Consider the following 13,862-nt stretch of genomic DNA (forward strand, 5'->3'; position numbering starts at 1 on the left):
TGTCCTAGACGGCGGCGGGCCAGGCGTCGGCCAGCATCGCCCGGGTGTCGCCCAGCAGCTGGGGCAGCACCTTCGTGTGGCCGATGACCGGCATGAAGTTGGTGTCCCCGCCCCAGCGCGGCACCAGGTGCTGGTGCAGGTGGGCGGCGATCCCGGCACCGGCGACGGAGCCCTGGTTCATACCGATGTTGAAGCCGTGCGCACCGGAGGCGGCGCGCAGCGCGACCATCGCCCGCTTGGTGAAGTCCGCCAGCTCGGCCGTCTCCGGACCGTCCAGCTCCGTGTAGTCGGCAACGTGCCGGTAGGGGACGACCATGAGGTGCCCGCCGTTGTACGGGTAGAGGTTCAGCACCGCGTAGACGTGCTCGCCGCGCGCCACCACGAGCCCGTCCTCGTCGGATTTCGCCGGAATCGAACAGAACGGACAGCCGTCCTCGGCCCCCGGGCCGCTCGGCTTGTCCTGGCCCTGGATGTACGCCATCCGATGGGGCGTCCACAGGCGCTGGAATGCGTCGGGCGTCCCCACGCCGATCTGCTGCTCCGGCTCACTCGTCATGCCGATCAGCATATTGCGTCACCCCGGCCGAGCGTGTCGCCGGGGCCGCACCGCCCGGCCGCCCACGATGCTGAGGCGATGAGCGACCGAACCACCCCCGATCCACCCGCCCGGCTGACCCGCTGGGAGCAGCGCACGGAGGTGCCGCTCTTCCTCGCGGGGCTGATCTTCCTGACGGGGTACGCGGTCCGGGTGCTGACCCCGCACGACGCCGAACCCTGGAACGACATCGCGCTGATCCTCGTCTGGTCGACCTGGCTGCTCTTCCTCGCCGACTACGCGATCCGGCTGCACCTCAGCGGCCTGGGCGCGCGCTTCCTCCGTACGCACTGGCTCGACACCGTGGTCCTGCTGCTGCCGCTGCTGCGCCCGCTGCGGATGGTCAAGGTGTACACGGCGGTCCAGCGCCGCCACGACCGGCCCCGGCTGGACCTGTACGCGCGCGTGATGGCGTACGCGGGGGTGACGGCCGTCCTGCTCGGCTTCGCCGCCTCGCTCGCGGTCTACCACCTGGAGCACCGCGCCCCGGACGCCTCGATCCGCACGTTCGGCGACGCGGTGTGGTGGGCGTGCGCGACGCTCACGACGGTCGGTTACGGGGACGCCACCCCGGTCACGTTCTGGGGGCGGGTGGTCGCGGCGGGGCTGATGGCCTGCGGTCTGGCGCTGCTGGGCGCGGTGACGGGGTCGTTCTCGTCGTGGCTGATCCAGGTGTTCACCCGGGAGGACGAGAAGCGGCCCCCGGAGCGCGGGTAGCGCTCCAGGGGCCGTACCCCGATGAGGGGATCAGACCTGTACGCGGTCCTCGACGGCCTTCGCGATCTTGGCGATGGCCTCGTCGACCGGGATGCCGTTCTCCTGCGAACCGTCGCGGTAGCGGAAGGAGACGGCGCCGTTGGCCATGTCCTCGTCACCGGCGATGATCATGAACGGGACCTTGTTCTTCTGCTGGTTGCGGATCTTCTTCTGCATCCGGTCCGAGGACGCGTCCACGTCCACCCGCAACCCCTGCTTGCGCGCCTTGGCGGCGAACTCCTGGAGGTAGGGGATGTGGGCGTCGCCGATCGGGATGCCCACGGCCTGGACCGGGGCGAGCCAGACCGGGAACGCGCCCGCGTAGTGCTCCAGGAGCACGGCGAAGAAGCGCTCGATGGAGCCGAACAGGGCACGGTGGATCATCACCGGGCGCTGCTTGGAACCGTCGGGACCGGTGTACTCCAGGTCGAACCGCTCCGGCAGGTTGAAGTCGAGCTGCACGGTCGACATCTGCCAGGTACGGCCGATGGCGTCCTTGCACTGCACGGAGATCTTCGGGCCGTAGAACGCGGCGCCGCCCGGGTCCGGGACCAGGGGCAGGCCCTGCTTCTCGGCGACCTGGCGCAGCGTCTCGGTGGCCTCTTCCCAGGTCTCGTCGGAGCCGACGTACTTCTCCGGGTCCTTGGTGGACAGCTCCAGGTAGAAGTCGGTCAGCCCGTAGTCGCGGAGCAGGTTCAGCACGAAGGTGAGCGTGCGGTCGAGCTCCTCCGCCATCTGCTCCTTGGTGCAGTAGATGTGCGCGTCGTCCTGGGTGAAGCCGCGCGAGCGGGTCAGGCCGTGCACGACGCCCGACTTCTCGTACCGGTACACCGTGCCGAACTCGAAGAGGCGCAGCGGCAGTTCGCGGTAGGAGCGGCCGCGCGCGTCGAAGATCAGGTTGTGCATCGGGCAGTTCATCGGCTTGAGGTAGTAGTCCACCCCGTCGTCGAGCTGCATGGGCGGGTACATGCCGTCGGCGTACCAGTCCAGGTGGCCGGACTGCTCGAAGAGCTTGCCCTTGGTGGCGTGCGGGCTGTAGACGAACTCGTAGCCCTCCTCCTCGTGCCGGCGGCGCGAGTAGTCCTCCATGGCCCGGCGGATGACGCCGCCCTTGGGGTGGAAGACCGCGAGGCCGGGGCCGATCTGGTCGGGGAAGGAGAAGAGGTCCAGCTCGTTGCCGAGCTTGCGGTGGTCGCGCTTGGCGGCCTCCTCCAGGAACTCCAGGTGCGCCTTCAGCTCGTCCTTGGTGGGCCAGGCGGTGCCGTAGATGCGCTGGAGCATCGGGTTCTTCTCGCTGCCGCGCCAGTACGCCGCCGCGTTGCGCATCAGCTTGAACGCCGGGATGAAACGGGTGGTGGGCAGGTGCGGACCGCGGCAGAGGTCCTTCCAGCACAGCTCGCCGGTCTTGGCGTCGAGGTTGTCGTAGATGGTCAGCTCGCCGCCGCCCACCTCGACGTCCGCGCCGTCGTCCGAGGAGGCGGAGCCCTTGATGCCGATGAGCTCCAGCTTGTACGGCTCGTTCGCGAGCTCCTCGCGGGCGTCCTCGTCGGAGACCACACGGCGGGAGAACTTCTGGCCCCGCTTCTGGATCTCCTGCATCTTCTTCTCGATGGCCTTGAGGTCCTCGGGGGTGAACGGCTTCTCGACGTCGAAGTCGTAGTAGAAGCCGTCCTTGACCGGCGGACCGATGCCGAGCTTGGCCTCGGGGAAGAGCTCCTGCACGGCCTGGGCCATGACGTGCGCGGTGGAGTGGCGCAGGATGTTGAGGCCGTCCTCGGAGGAGATCTCCACGGGCTCGACGCTCTCGCCGTCCTGGAGGACGTACGAGAGGTCCTTCAGCTCGCCGCCGATGCGCGCGGCGACGACGGTGCGCTGACCCGGGAAGAGCTCACCGGCGGTCGTGCCCGTCGTCACCACGTGCTCTTCCCGCTCGGAATCGCGTTGGATGATCACACGGACGTCTGACACCGGTCTCTCCTGTCTGAGGGGGCACCCCGGCTCGCTCGGCCAGGGAGATACGAATCGTACCGAGCCGTACGCCCCCGACGCGAACGCCTTCCGGGCGGCCCTACGCCTCCTCCCCCGCGCACGCCTCCTCGAAGAAGTCGACGTTCTCCTGGAGCGCCTTCATCAGCCGGTCCCGTTCCGCCTCGTCGACCTGGACGGGCGCGACCTGCGAGGCCCCCGTGAGCCGCCGGAAGCCGCCCCGGTTCTCCAGCCGCCCCTCCACCCGCAGCGGCAGCCCCACGAGGTGGGCGTGGCCCGCGATGCGGTACGCCTCCTCGTCCAGCTCCACGCGGACGTGCGCGACCTCGGCACCGGCCAGCACCCGCAGCCGTACGATCCCGGCGCCGCGCGGCCCGGAGCGGCGCAGCCGGACCACCGCGCCGGTGAGCCGGACCTGCACGGCGGGTTCGTCGCGGAGGTAACGGGCCCCGGCGGCACGCAGGGCGGGCAGGTCGCCCGGGGAGAACTCCACGGGCGCGGGGCGGGCCGGGCAGCCGTCCGGGGTGCCCGCGGCGGGCGCCCACCGCAGATCGATCCGGGCCCCTTCCGAGCCGCGCACCAGGGCGATCAGCGCCTCGGTCAGCTCCCGGCCGACACCCGCGGCGACCGCGCTGTCGAAGGCCTCCATGCCGCCGGTGGCCCGCTGGTAGTCCACGGCCTCCCGGGTGGCGTGCAGGGCGTGGCAGAGCTGGACGGCGACGGCGCGCCCGGAGGCGACGGGGACGTACGCGGTGAGGCTGCGGCCGCCGGCGCCGGGCCCGATCAGGGCGTCGTCGAGGGCGGCCCGGGCCTTCCGGCGGTGCCGGGCTCCGTGGTAGCCGGCCCGGCCGCGGGCCGCGAGTGCCCCGGCCATGAGGACCTGCCGGGCCGCCGACCGCAGCTCCTCGGCCTCGGTCCAGCCCGCGGCCCCGGCCGCTCCGGCCGCCGATTCGGGGACCTCGCGCCACCAGCGGATCTCGTCGCTGGGCACGGCGAGGGAGACGAGGACGTCGCGGGCGGAGGGGTCGGCGCTGCGGCCGAGGGCGAGGAGTGCCTCCTCGACCAGCTCCCCGCTGTCGGGGAAGGCCGCGCTCTCGGGCACCAGCAGGCTGGTGGCCCCGGCGGCGGATCCGGGCGGGGTCCAGCGGCCGTAGCGTCCCGGCGCTCCCCCGCGCCGCTGCCAGCCGTGCCGGCGCAGGAGGGCCCCGAGGACGGCGGGGTCGGGCAGCTCGGTGCCCGCCTCGGCGAGCGGCGGGGGCCAGGGGCGGACGGTGGGGTGCGAGCGGGCGGCGGGCAGTCCCGCCGCGCCCGTGGGCTCGTCCATCGACCGGTGCATCAGGGTCTCCCTCCGGCCCCGACCCGGGCCATGATGTCGCAGAGTGCGCGGTCGTCGAAGATCCGCGAGGTCGGGATGCGCACAGTGGTCCGGTACCGGCCCGTCACCGCGTGGCCGGCCAGGTTGGTCCAGTAGCAGCAGTGGCGCAGATCGAGGCCGCCGGGCCCGGCGCGCAGCCAGTCGTCCTGGCTTCGGGGCACGATCATCACGACCAGGATCTTGTGCACCGTCACCGGGCTGCGGGCGAGTTTGACGAGGTGGGCGTTGTCGAGGGTGAAGGAGAACGCCCCGCCCGCCGGGTGCGGCGGTATCTGGTAGGTGCATTTGAGCTGCACCTTGATGGTCACCTCGTCGTCGACGGTGTGGGTGGGGGCGCCGTGGCTGACGTGCCAGTCGATGCCGTTGTCGGGGAAGGGCTGGGACAGGGAGCATCCCGCCGCCGCCGCGACGGCGTGCAGATAGCCCACCTGCAGGGTCTCCATGCAGGCGGTGGTGGCGAGGGAGCCGCGCAGCGGCGCGTCCGGCTGCTGCGGCGGCCGGGGCCCGAAGGGCTCGGCGCGGGCGGTTCCCCCGGGGTCGGGCTGCGCGAGCGCCATGGCTCCGTGTGCCTTCCGGGCGTGCCGATCGATGGCAGGTGGTCTGCCGGTGGGTTTCGTGGGCGGGACGGATCGACGGACGTCGGCGGCAACTGCCGGACGTCTCACCTGTGTTGTCACCGCATCAGACCGCCCGCAAACGGCGTATCCGGCAAACAGCCCGGGTATCACCGATATCGGGCAGAGGAATGATTCCATCTGCCGTGCGGGTGCGAGGAGTTCGGGGATGATGCACTGGTTCGAAGGGCCGCTGGCCGCTTTTGACACGGAGACGACAGGCGTGGACGTCGAGCAGGACCGGATCGTTTCGGCCGCTCTCGTCGCGCAGGACACCGCGGGCGGTCGCGTCCGCGTCACCCGCTGGCTGGTCAATCCGGGGGTTCCGGTCCCGCCCGGGGCGACCGAGATCCACGGGCTGACCGACGATCACCTTCAGCGCAACGGACGTTGGCCCGCCCCGGTGATGGACGAGATAGCCCGGGCACTGGCGGAGAGCTGCGCGACGGGCCGGCCACTGGTCGTGATGAACGCCCCCTTCGATCTGACGTTGCTGGACCGGGAGTTGCGGCGGCACCGGGCGTCGTCCCTGACGAGGTATCTCGACGGGGTGCCGATGCGGGTGGTGGACCCGCGGGTGCTGGACAAGCATCTGGACCGCTACCGCAAGGGCCGCCGCACACTCACGGATCTGTGCGCGCGGTACGAGGTGGTGCTCGACGGGGCCCATGACGCGGCGGCCGACGCGACGGCTTCGCTGGAGCTGGTGCGGGCGGTGTGCCGGCGCTTCTCGACCCGGCTGGAGCGGCTGTCGCCGTCGGAGCTGCACACCCTGCAGGCGACGTGGCACGCGGCCCAGGCGCGCGGCCTGGAGGCCTGGTTCGCGAAGAGCGGGACGCCGGAGGCGGTGGACCCGTCGTGGCCGCTGCGCCCGGAGCTGCCCGCCGCGGCGTGACGGCGCGGGTGGCCCGGACAGGTGCCCCGGACATGCGAAAGCCGGTCCGCGTGATCGTTGCGGACCGGCTTTCCCCGGTGGGCGATACTGGGTTCGAACCAGTGACCTCTTCGGTGTGAACGAAGCGCTCTCCCACTGAGCTAATCGCCCGGGAACGGGTTGAACCATACAGGGCGTCGCGGGCTTCGTTCAAACCGCTTCCGGCCGCGTTCTACTCAGGGCGTCCCGGCCGGGAAGTGAGTATCCGAGCGCATGTACGGGCCGGGCGGCCGGGTTCACACTCCCGTACATGGAACATGTGCCCCCGCCCGCCGAGGAACTGGCCCGCCTCGACCGTGAACTGGCCGAGCTGGACGCGCGCCGGGCCCAGCTGCTGACCCGGCGCGCCTGGCTGCTCGCCGCGCTGCGACCGCCCGCGCCGACGGCCGCCCCGGGCTGGAACCCGTCGGCCTGGGGCGCGCCTCCCTCCGGCCGGCCGGGCGCTCCGGCCCAGCCGTGGGGCTACGTTCCGCCGAAGCAGCCGTCCACGCCGCGCGGTGCGCAGAACGTGCTGCTGACGCTGGGCGGTCTGCTGCTGACGATCGCGGCCATCGCGTTCACGCTGGTGAGCTGGGGCTCGATGGGGATCGGCGGCCGGTCGGCCGTGCTGGCCCTGGTGACCGTGGGGGCCCTGGCCGCCCCGGCTGTGCTGCTGCGGCGGGGCCTGACCGCGACCGCCGAGGCACTGGCCGCCCTGGCCCTGGTGCTGACGCTGCTGGACGCCTACGCGGTCCACGCGGTGGCGGCCCCGGACACGGACGGGCTCGGTTTCACCGCCGTAGCCGCCGCGGTGCTCGCGGCGCTGTGGACGGCGTACGGGCTGGCGCTGGGCAAGCTGCACCTTCCGCTGCCCGCCGCCGTGGCCCTCGCCCAGTGGCCGCTGCTGTTCGGGGCGTGGGCCGCGGGCGCACCGGCGCTGGTGGTCGGGTGGGCGCTGCTGGCCACGGCGGTGCTGGACGGGGCGATAGCGCTGTGGGGCAAGGGCACCGGGGCGCGGGTCACGGCGTGCGTCGGCGGGTCGGTGATGGCGTTCTCGGCGCTGATCGTGGGCCTGACGCTCTCCGTGACGGCCTCCGGACCGCTCGGGGCTCTGGCACCCGGTGCGCTGCTGCTGACGGCCGCCGCGGCGGCCCTGGCCGGGGCATGGCGCGCGCCGAAGGGTTTCGCGCGGGCGGGCGGTGTGGTGGCCGGTCTCGCGGTGGTGGCCGCGGTGGGCGGCGTACCGGCGGCGGCGGTGCCGGAGAGCTGGGGGGTGCTCGCGTACCTGTCGGCCGGTCTGGCGCTGACGGCGGTCGTCCGGACCGGGCTGCCGAGGGACGCGGTACTCGGGGTGCTGGTGGCGTCGGCGGCGGTGGTGGGCGGAGCCCTGACGGGGGCGCTGCCGGGGCTCGCGGCGGTGCTGCTGGGCCCGGTGACGCTGCTGTCGGACGTGTGGGCGGGATCGCCCGGGAGCTTCCGTTCCGCGCTGGACCCGACGCTGCCGTGGACGGGCCTGGCCGCGGCCCCGGTGGTGCTCGCGGTGTCGGCCGGTCTGCTGGGGGCGGCGTACCGGTGGTGGCCGTCGCTGGCCCGGATCGCCGCGCCGCTGATCGCACGGGAGGAGCCGGGGACGGCCGGTGCGGCCGCGTACGGCGCGGGTCCGGCGGGCTCGGCGGGAGCACCGGGCACCGGGACGCCGGAGGCGGGCGGAGCGGCCGTTCCGGGGACCGGTGCAGAGCCGGGCGCCGGGACCGCAGGGACAGCCGGCACGCCGGCCCCGGGCGCACCCGGAGCGGCCGCTCCCGGGGTTTCCGGAGCGCCCTGGTACGCCGGAGGCCGGGCCGGAGCGTCCTGGTACGCCGGTGGGGCGCCCGCTGCCCGCAGGCGGCCGTCCGGGGCGGCCCTGCGCGGGGCGGCCGGTGCGGGGGCCGCGGTGCTGGGCTGGGGTGCGCTGTTGCTGGCCGGAGCCGTGCTGGATGTGCCGTACGCGGTCGCGGTGGCCGGGGAGACGGTCCTGGTGGCCGGTCTGCTGGCCCTGGCCGTACGCCGCGCGGGGACCGGCCGGGGCGCGTCGGCGGCGGTGCCGGTGACCGCGCTGGTGGTGGCGTTGGCCGCGGCGGTGAGCGCCGGGCTGCTGTCGCTGGCGTCCGAGGGGGCCTCCTACGCCGTCTTCGGCGCGCTGACGGCCCTGTTCGCCGGGGCGTCCGTCCGGGCTGGAGCCGGGGTGGAGCGTGCGGTGTTCGCGGTCGCCGCCACGGTCGGGGCCACCGTGCTCTCCGGGTTCGCGGGCCGCTCCCTGGGGCTCGCCCCGCACGAGGCCGCGCCGCTGATGCTCCTGGTGCCCGCGCTGACGGTGCTGTTCGGGGCAAGGCTGCGGCGGAATCCGGTGGCGTTGCCGGTGGAGCTGACGGGCGCGCTGGGTGCGCTGGTCGCGGTGGGGCTGGCGGTGCCGGACGCGCCGTTCCTGGCCCTGGTGCTCGCGCTGTGCGGTGTGCTGGCGGCGGGTGCGGCGGTGCGGCCGGAGCGGCGCCCGGTGGCGGGTTACCTCGCGGCGGCGCTGTTCGTGCTGGCCACCTGGGTGCGGCTGGCGGCATCGGAGGTGTCGTTCCCGGAGGCGTACACGCTGCCGGTGACCGTGCCCGCGCTGGTGGTCGGTTTCCTGCGGCGGCGCAAGGATCCGGAGGCGTCGTCGTGGACGGCGTACGGGCCGGGGCTCGCGGCGACGCTGCTGCCGAGCCTGACGGTGGCCTGGACCGATCCGGACTGGCAGCGGCCGCTGCTGCTGGGCGTGGCGGCGCTGGTGGTCACGCTGCTGGGTGCCCGGTACCGCCTCCAGGCGCTGCTGCTGCTCGGCGGGTCGGTGCTGGCACTGGACGGGCTGCACGAGCTGGCGCCGTACGTGGTGCAGGTGGCCGGGGCGCTCCCCCGCTGGCTGCCGCCGGCCCTGGCCGGACTGCTGTTGCTGGTGGTGGGGGCGACATACGAGCAGCGGCTGCGCGACGCCCGCCGGCTGAAGGAGGCGCTGGGGCGGATGCGGTGAGCCGTGCCGGTCGGGGCCGCTGTCCGCAGCGGCCCCGACCGGCGGAGGGGTGCGGGGAACGCAGAGGGCCCGGGAGACGGATTCCGTCTCCCGGGCCCTCTGTCCGGGTGGGCGATACTGGGTTCGAACCAGTGACCTCTTCGGTGTGAACGAAGCGCTCTCCCACTGAGCTAATCGCCCGGGCGCACCGCAAACATTACCCCATGTCAGCGGTGCTCCTGGACCGTCCCCGGGCTACTCGCTGATCTTCCACGGCATGGTGATGCCGAACTTCCAGACGTAGATCCCGACCAGCACCGCGACGATCACGAGCCCCACCGTCGTGAGGATGATGTTGCGCCGCCGGACCTTGGGATCGAGGGCCCGCTGCGCCGCCTCGGTGACCTTGCGCTTGGTCCAGCGCAGCACCAGTTGGGCCCAGACGAACTCGGTCGCCCAGATCGCCATGCCGGCGAAGATCACCAGCCAGCCGGGGCCGGGCAGCACCAGCATGAGCACGCCCGCGACCACGACGCCGAGGCCGACGACGAAGACGCCGACCTGCCAGCTCAGGTGCAGCGTTTTCGACGCTTTGATGAAGCCCGGCGCCCGCGAGCCCAGCTCGCGTTCCTCCCGGTCCGATTCCCCCGTGGCGGATGCCGGGGGCGCCTGCTCGGCGACCCTGTTCCGCTCGTCACTCTCCGCGTTCATGGACCCAACTTACCCGACCCGCCGCGGTCACACTTTTGTCACTGGAATGGACGCACAACTCAAAGTTACACGCCGCTGAGCGAGGGACCCGAAGCATCACAAATGGGTCAGAGGGGTTTACAACGCCACCGTAGGTGGCATGTCGATTTCGCCGACGTGCGAATCCCCGAGCGCACACTGAGCGAAAGGCCCTGGCGCTTATGAACACCACGGTCAGCTGCGAGCTGCACCTGCGCCTCGTTGTGTCGAGCGAGTCCTCACTGCCTGTACCCGCGGGCCTGCGGTATGACACGGCCGATCCCTATGCCGTGCACGCCACCTTCCACACCGGAGCGGAGGAGACGGTCGAATGGGTATTCGCCCGTGACCTCCTCGCCGAGGGGCTGCACCGGCCCACCGGCACCGGAGACGTCCGCGTCTGGCCATCTCGTAGTCACGGTCAAGGCGTCGTATGCATCGCCCTGAGCTCCCCAGAGGGAGAAGCCCTGCTCGAAGCTCCGGCGCGGGCCCTGGAGTCGTTCCTGAAGAGGACCGACGCCGCGGTTCCACCCGGCACCGAGCATCGTCACTTCGATCTCGACACGGAGCTCTCCCACATCCTGGCCGAGAGCTGAGCCAGGCAGAGAGCCGCTCGACGCCGTCCGACTCGGGGCGACGGCGTCGTGACGACAACCGCATAGGGCAGACACCGGCGCCGTCGCCGCGGAATCCACCGCGGCGACGGCGCCGGTGCGTCTCACCCCTCCCGCTCCCTCCCCCGGGCGCCGGAGGGGCTCGTTCCGTTCCCGGCCGGGCCCGCACCGGCCCGGGGGCCGACGGGCCGAGCCAGTAGAGTCAGCCGCCATCGGCAGGGGCCCGCCCGCCGGAGGCCAGGGAGCGAAGCGTGCTGATCCCTCACGACACCCGGATCGCCCTCGACACGGTGGTCGATCTGATGAACACCGCGCCGGAGAGCGAGCCGCCGCCGGACGGCACCGGGGACGGACCCGAGGACGGGCTCGCCGACATCCCCGCGCTGTACGCCTTCGCGGAGCGGCACCACATCAGCGGGGTCGGCACGCTCGGCGAGAAGGACCTGGCCGCCGTGCGGGACGTACGGGACCGTTTCGCCGAGGTCTTCGCGGCGCCCGACCCCCGTACCGCGGCCGACCTGGTCAACCGGCTCGTGGCGGCGGCCGGGACCACCCCGCAGCTCACCGACCACGACGGCTACGACTGGCACGTGCACTACTTCGCGCCGGACGCCTCGATCGCCGACCATCTCGCGGCCGACTGCGGCATGGCGCTGGCCTTCATCATCGTGGCGGGCGAGCAGGAGCGGCTGCGGCGCTGCGAGGCCCCGGACTGCGGGCACGCGTTCGTCGACCTGTCGCGCAACCGCTCCCGCCGCTACTGCTCCAGCCGTACGTGCGGGAACCGGCTCCACGTCGCGGCGTACCGGGCCCGGCGCAAGGAAGCCGCGGGCTGACGCCGTCGCCGACGCCACCCCGCGTGGCGGCGCGGCGCGTCACAGCATGAAGAGGTCGTGCAGGGCGGCCATCAGCAGCAGCACCCCGATGACCGTCAGGAAGATCATCAGAGGCGGCTGGGAGAGCGCGAAGAGGCAGCCGCGGGGCTCTTCGGCGGGGCGTGCGGGGGCTTCGCCCCGGGAAGTGTCCACCATCTCGGTGTGATCATGACGCACGCGTGGACAGGTTTGCGCTCAACCGGGGTCATTCCCGCGGGAGTTCACCGTCCCGTGGCCATCGGAAATCGCTCCGGCGTACGGGTCGCCGTCAGGCATTCGGCCCGAACGGGCCCGGGCGCCCCGGCCCGCCGGGCCCGCCGGGCGCGCGGTGCCTCAGATGCCGTGCTTCTTGAGGATCGCCTCGATGTCACTGAAGTCGTCGCCGGGCGCGGCGGCCTCCTGCTTCTTCTTCGGCTTCGCCGCCGTCACCGCGGGCCCGGCCCCGGCGCCCGCGCCCGCGCCGAGCGAGGGGGCGGAGGCGCCCGGGGCGACCGCCTCGTTGCGCCCGGCCGCCCGCGCGGCCTTGCGTTCCGCGCGGGTGGTACCGCTGCGGCGCTCGATGGCGCGGGTGGTCATGAACAGCAGCCAGGAGAGGCCGAGCACCCCGAAGCCGAGCCAGACGCTCGGCTTGAAGGCGATCCCGGCGACCCACTCGACGACCCCGGTCAGCACGAGCCCGATCGGGACGAGGGAGTAGGCGGCGATCCTCGTCGCCGTGAGGAACCGCTTGCGGTACGCGGTCACCGCGGCGATGCCCAGGCCGGCCGCCGACACCGCGGAACAGATGGTCTCGGCAAGCATCACGGCCTCCAGGCGCAGGGGGTACGTCCCTTCCATCCTGCACCGACGAGCGCCGTCGGGGCCACGGCGGCGGTCCACCTCAGGGACATTTCAGGGCCGGGCTCCTCCCCAGGGGGTGGGGTCCGGTGCGGATTGGGTCGCGCCCGCCCGGCCTGGAAGACTGGCCGCATGAGCGATTCCACCCCCGCGGCACCGGTCGTCCTCGACCTCTGGTGCGATCTCGAATGCCCCGACTGCCACCGCGCCCTCGACGACGTACGCGCCCTGCGTGCGCGGTACGGGGACCGCCTCGAGATCCGGCTGCGGCACTTCCCGCTGGAGAAGCACAAGCACGCGTTCGCCGCGGCCCAGGCCGCCGAGGAGGCCGTCGAGCAGGGCCGGGGCTGGCCGTACATCGAGGCCCTGCTGTCCCGGACCGACGACCTCGGCCGCGCGGGCGAGCCGGTGCTCCTCGACGTCGCCCGCGAACTGGGCCTGGACACCGAGGAGTTCGACACGGCACTGATCGACGGCCGGCATCTGCTGATCGTCGACGCCGACCACGCCGAGGGCAAGGCGATCGGCGTCACCGGCACGCCCACCTATGTGATCGGCGACGAGCGGCTGGACGGCGGCAAGAGCCAGGAGGGGCTGCGCGAGCGGATCGAGGAGATCGTCGACCGGACCCTGGCCGCGCGGGACCGGTAGCCGATGGTCGGGGCGGGAACCGGGCGACGGCTCCGGAGGACCGCCTACAGCGCCTTGGCCAGGTTGTACCGAGTCGTCGTGTAGCCCAGGGACTCGTACAGCCGCAGGGCCGGGGTGTTGGAGGCGAAGACGTGCAGACCGAGGCGGTCCACGCGCCAGGCGCGGGTGATGTCCTCGGCGAGCAGCATGAGGGCCCGGCCGTGCCCCCGGCCCCGGTGTTCCTCGCGCACCTCGACGTCGAAGACGTATCCGGCGGTGTCGCCCGGCTCCAGCTCCCGCAGGGCCGCCCACACATGGCCGACGACGACGCCGGCCTGGAGCAGCACCCGGAAGCGCATCCCCTCGGTCGCCAGTCCGTCCGGCAGGTGGGCCGCGTGGTCGGTCTCGGACTTGAGCCGGGCCTGCTCGGGCTCGACGCCGCGGTCGATCCAGTTCTGTGCGTACGTCCGCACGGCGTCCTGCCGCCAGGCGGCGAACTCCTCCTCGCTCATGTCGCGCGAGGTGAGGCCCGCGGGCAGCGGGGCGGTGTCCGGGCCGAGGTCCTTGACCATGTTGCGGCTGCGCTCGGTGTAGCCGAGGGCGGCCGCGAGGCGCCGGGCCGGGTCGTTGTCGGCGGGGACCTCCACCCGGACTCGCGTACAGCCCCACCCCCGCAGCACCTCCTCGGCGGCGAGCGCCGCGATGACGCCCCGGCCCCGTCTGCGCCGGGACTCCTCCACGCTGAGGGAGCGCAGCACGCCGGCGGTCGGGCCGAAGGCGTCGTCGGTGCTGATCGCGACGGAGCCGACGGGCCGCCCGTTGTCGCACACGTCATAGTGGCGGGCCCGCGCGCCGTCGGCGCCCTGCTGAAGCGGCCCGGACGGCCGGAGTGTCGTCGTCATCAAAGGTTTGTATCCCC

At 73.0% G+C, this 13,862-nt stretch carries 14 protein-coding genes and 2 tRNA genes; 6 read left to right on the top strand and 10 right to left on the bottom strand.

What is annotated here, in order from left to right; all coding sequences use genetic code 11:
• Positions 1-4: 4 nt before the first annotated feature.
• Positions 5-568, bottom strand: a complete 564-nt coding sequence (locus WQO_RS05375; RefSeq protein ID WP_010057277.1) for an HIT family protein — start codon at positions 566-568, stop codon at positions 5-7.
• 66 nt (positions 569-634) lie between these two features.
• Here WQO_RS05375 and WQO_RS05380 point away from each other — a divergent pair, with 66 nt between their 5' ends.
• Positions 635-1,312 (top strand): potassium channel family protein, encoded by a 678-nt coding sequence (locus WQO_RS05380; RefSeq protein WP_010057276.1) that lies wholly within the window; start codon positions 635-637, stop codon positions 1,310-1,312.
• A gap of 30 nt (positions 1,313-1,342) precedes the next feature.
• Here WQO_RS05380 and thrS read toward each other — a convergent pair whose 3' ends face one another.
• The 3 genes from thrS to WQO_RS05395 all read right to left on the bottom strand — a co-directional run bounded on the left by thrS (position 1,343) and on the right by WQO_RS05395 (position 5,269).
• A complete protein-coding gene (gene thrS, locus WQO_RS05385; RefSeq protein ID WP_010057275.1) occupies positions 1,343-3,319 on the bottom strand; it encodes a threonine--tRNA ligase in 1,977 nt (658 codons plus the stop codon).
• Between the two features lie 100 nt (positions 3,320-3,419).
• On the bottom strand, positions 3,420-4,673 hold the full coding sequence (locus WQO_RS05390; protein ID WP_010057271.1) for a hypothetical protein: 1,254 nt from the start codon (positions 4,671-4,673) through the stop codon (positions 3,420-3,422).
• On the bottom strand, positions 4,673-5,269 hold the full coding sequence (locus WQO_RS05395; protein ID WP_010057269.1) for a DUF4365 domain-containing protein: 597 nt from the start codon (positions 5,267-5,269) through the stop codon (positions 4,673-4,675). The genes WQO_RS05390 and WQO_RS05395 overlap by 1 nt, the downstream gene beginning before the upstream one ends.
• Before the next feature lie 226 nt (positions 5,270-5,495).
• Between WQO_RS05395 and WQO_RS05400 the strand changes: the two genes are divergently transcribed.
• Positions 5,496-6,221 (top strand): 3'-5' exonuclease, encoded by a 726-nt coding sequence (locus tag WQO_RS05400; RefSeq protein WP_010057267.1) that lies wholly within the window; start codon positions 5,496-5,498, stop codon positions 6,219-6,221.
• Between the two features lie 78 nt (positions 6,222-6,299).
• On the opposite strand, the gene WQO_RS05405 is transcribed toward WQO_RS05400, so the two are convergent.
• Positions 6,300-6,371: transfer RNA gene (locus tag WQO_RS05405), tRNA-Val, on the bottom strand.
• Positions 6,372-6,510: 139 nt separating this feature from the next.
• Between WQO_RS05405 and WQO_RS05410 the strand changes: the two genes are divergently transcribed.
• On the top strand, positions 6,511-9,279 hold the full coding sequence (locus WQO_RS05410; RefSeq protein WP_010057266.1) for an SCO7613 C-terminal domain-containing membrane protein: 2,769 nt from the start codon (positions 6,511-6,513) through the stop codon (positions 9,277-9,279).
• A 108-nt stretch (positions 9,280-9,387) separates the two neighbouring features.
• Here WQO_RS05410 and WQO_RS05415 read toward each other — a convergent pair.
• Together WQO_RS05415 and WQO_RS05420 are read right to left on the bottom strand one after the other, a co-directional pair.
• A tRNA-Val gene (locus WQO_RS05415) sits at positions 9,388-9,459 on the bottom strand.
• 54 nt (positions 9,460-9,513) lie between these two features.
• A complete protein-coding gene (locus WQO_RS05420) occupies positions 9,514-9,969 on the bottom strand; it encodes a TIGR02611 family protein (RefSeq protein ID WP_010057265.1) in 456 nt (151 codons plus the stop codon).
• A 200-nt stretch (positions 9,970-10,169) separates the two neighbouring features.
• Here WQO_RS05420 and WQO_RS05425 point away from each other — a divergent pair, with 200 nt between their 5' ends.
• Positions 10,170-10,583: an SsgA family sporulation/cell division regulator gene (locus WQO_RS05425; protein WP_003959770.1), complete on the top strand. Its 414-nt coding sequence runs from the start codon at positions 10,170-10,172 to the stop codon at positions 10,581-10,583.
• A 269-nt stretch (positions 10,584-10,852) separates the two neighbouring features.
• Positions 10,853-11,437, top strand: a complete 585-nt coding sequence (locus tag WQO_RS05430) for a CGNR zinc finger domain-containing protein (protein WP_010057261.1) — start codon at positions 10,853-10,855, stop codon at positions 11,435-11,437.
• A gap of 39 nt (positions 11,438-11,476) precedes the next feature.
• Here the strand turns inward: WQO_RS05430 and WQO_RS36345 are convergent, their stop codons facing one another.
• Both WQO_RS36345 and WQO_RS05435 read right to left on the bottom strand, forming a co-directional pair.
• The gene (locus tag WQO_RS36345) at positions 11,477-11,632 is read right to left on the bottom strand and encodes a hypothetical protein (RefSeq protein WP_010057260.1); all 156 of its coding nucleotides are present in this window, start codon (positions 11,630-11,632) and stop codon (positions 11,477-11,479) included.
• Between the two features lie 177 nt (positions 11,633-11,809).
• Complete coding sequence (locus WQO_RS05435) at positions 11,810-12,277, bottom strand: hypothetical protein (RefSeq protein WP_010057258.1); 468 nt, start codon at positions 12,275-12,277, stop codon at positions 11,810-11,812.
• 168 nt (positions 12,278-12,445) lie between these two features.
• Here WQO_RS05435 and WQO_RS05440 point away from each other — a divergent pair, with 168 nt between their 5' ends.
• The gene (locus WQO_RS05440) at positions 12,446-12,964 is read left to right on the top strand and encodes a DsbA family protein (RefSeq protein WP_010057257.1); all 519 of its coding nucleotides are present in this window, start codon (positions 12,446-12,448) and stop codon (positions 12,962-12,964) included.
• A gap of 44 nt (positions 12,965-13,008) precedes the next feature.
• On the opposite strand, the gene WQO_RS05445 is transcribed toward WQO_RS05440, so the two are convergent.
• Entirely contained in the window at positions 13,009-13,845 is an 837-nt protein-coding gene (locus tag WQO_RS05445; RefSeq protein WP_010057256.1) for a GNAT family N-acetyltransferase, read from the bottom strand.
• Between the last annotated feature and the right edge of the window lie 17 nt (positions 13,846-13,862).

Source organism: Streptomyces globisporus C-1027 (assembly GCF_000261345.2).
Lineage (GTDB): Bacteria > Actinomycetota > Actinomycetes > Streptomycetales > Streptomycetaceae > Streptomyces > Streptomyces pakalii.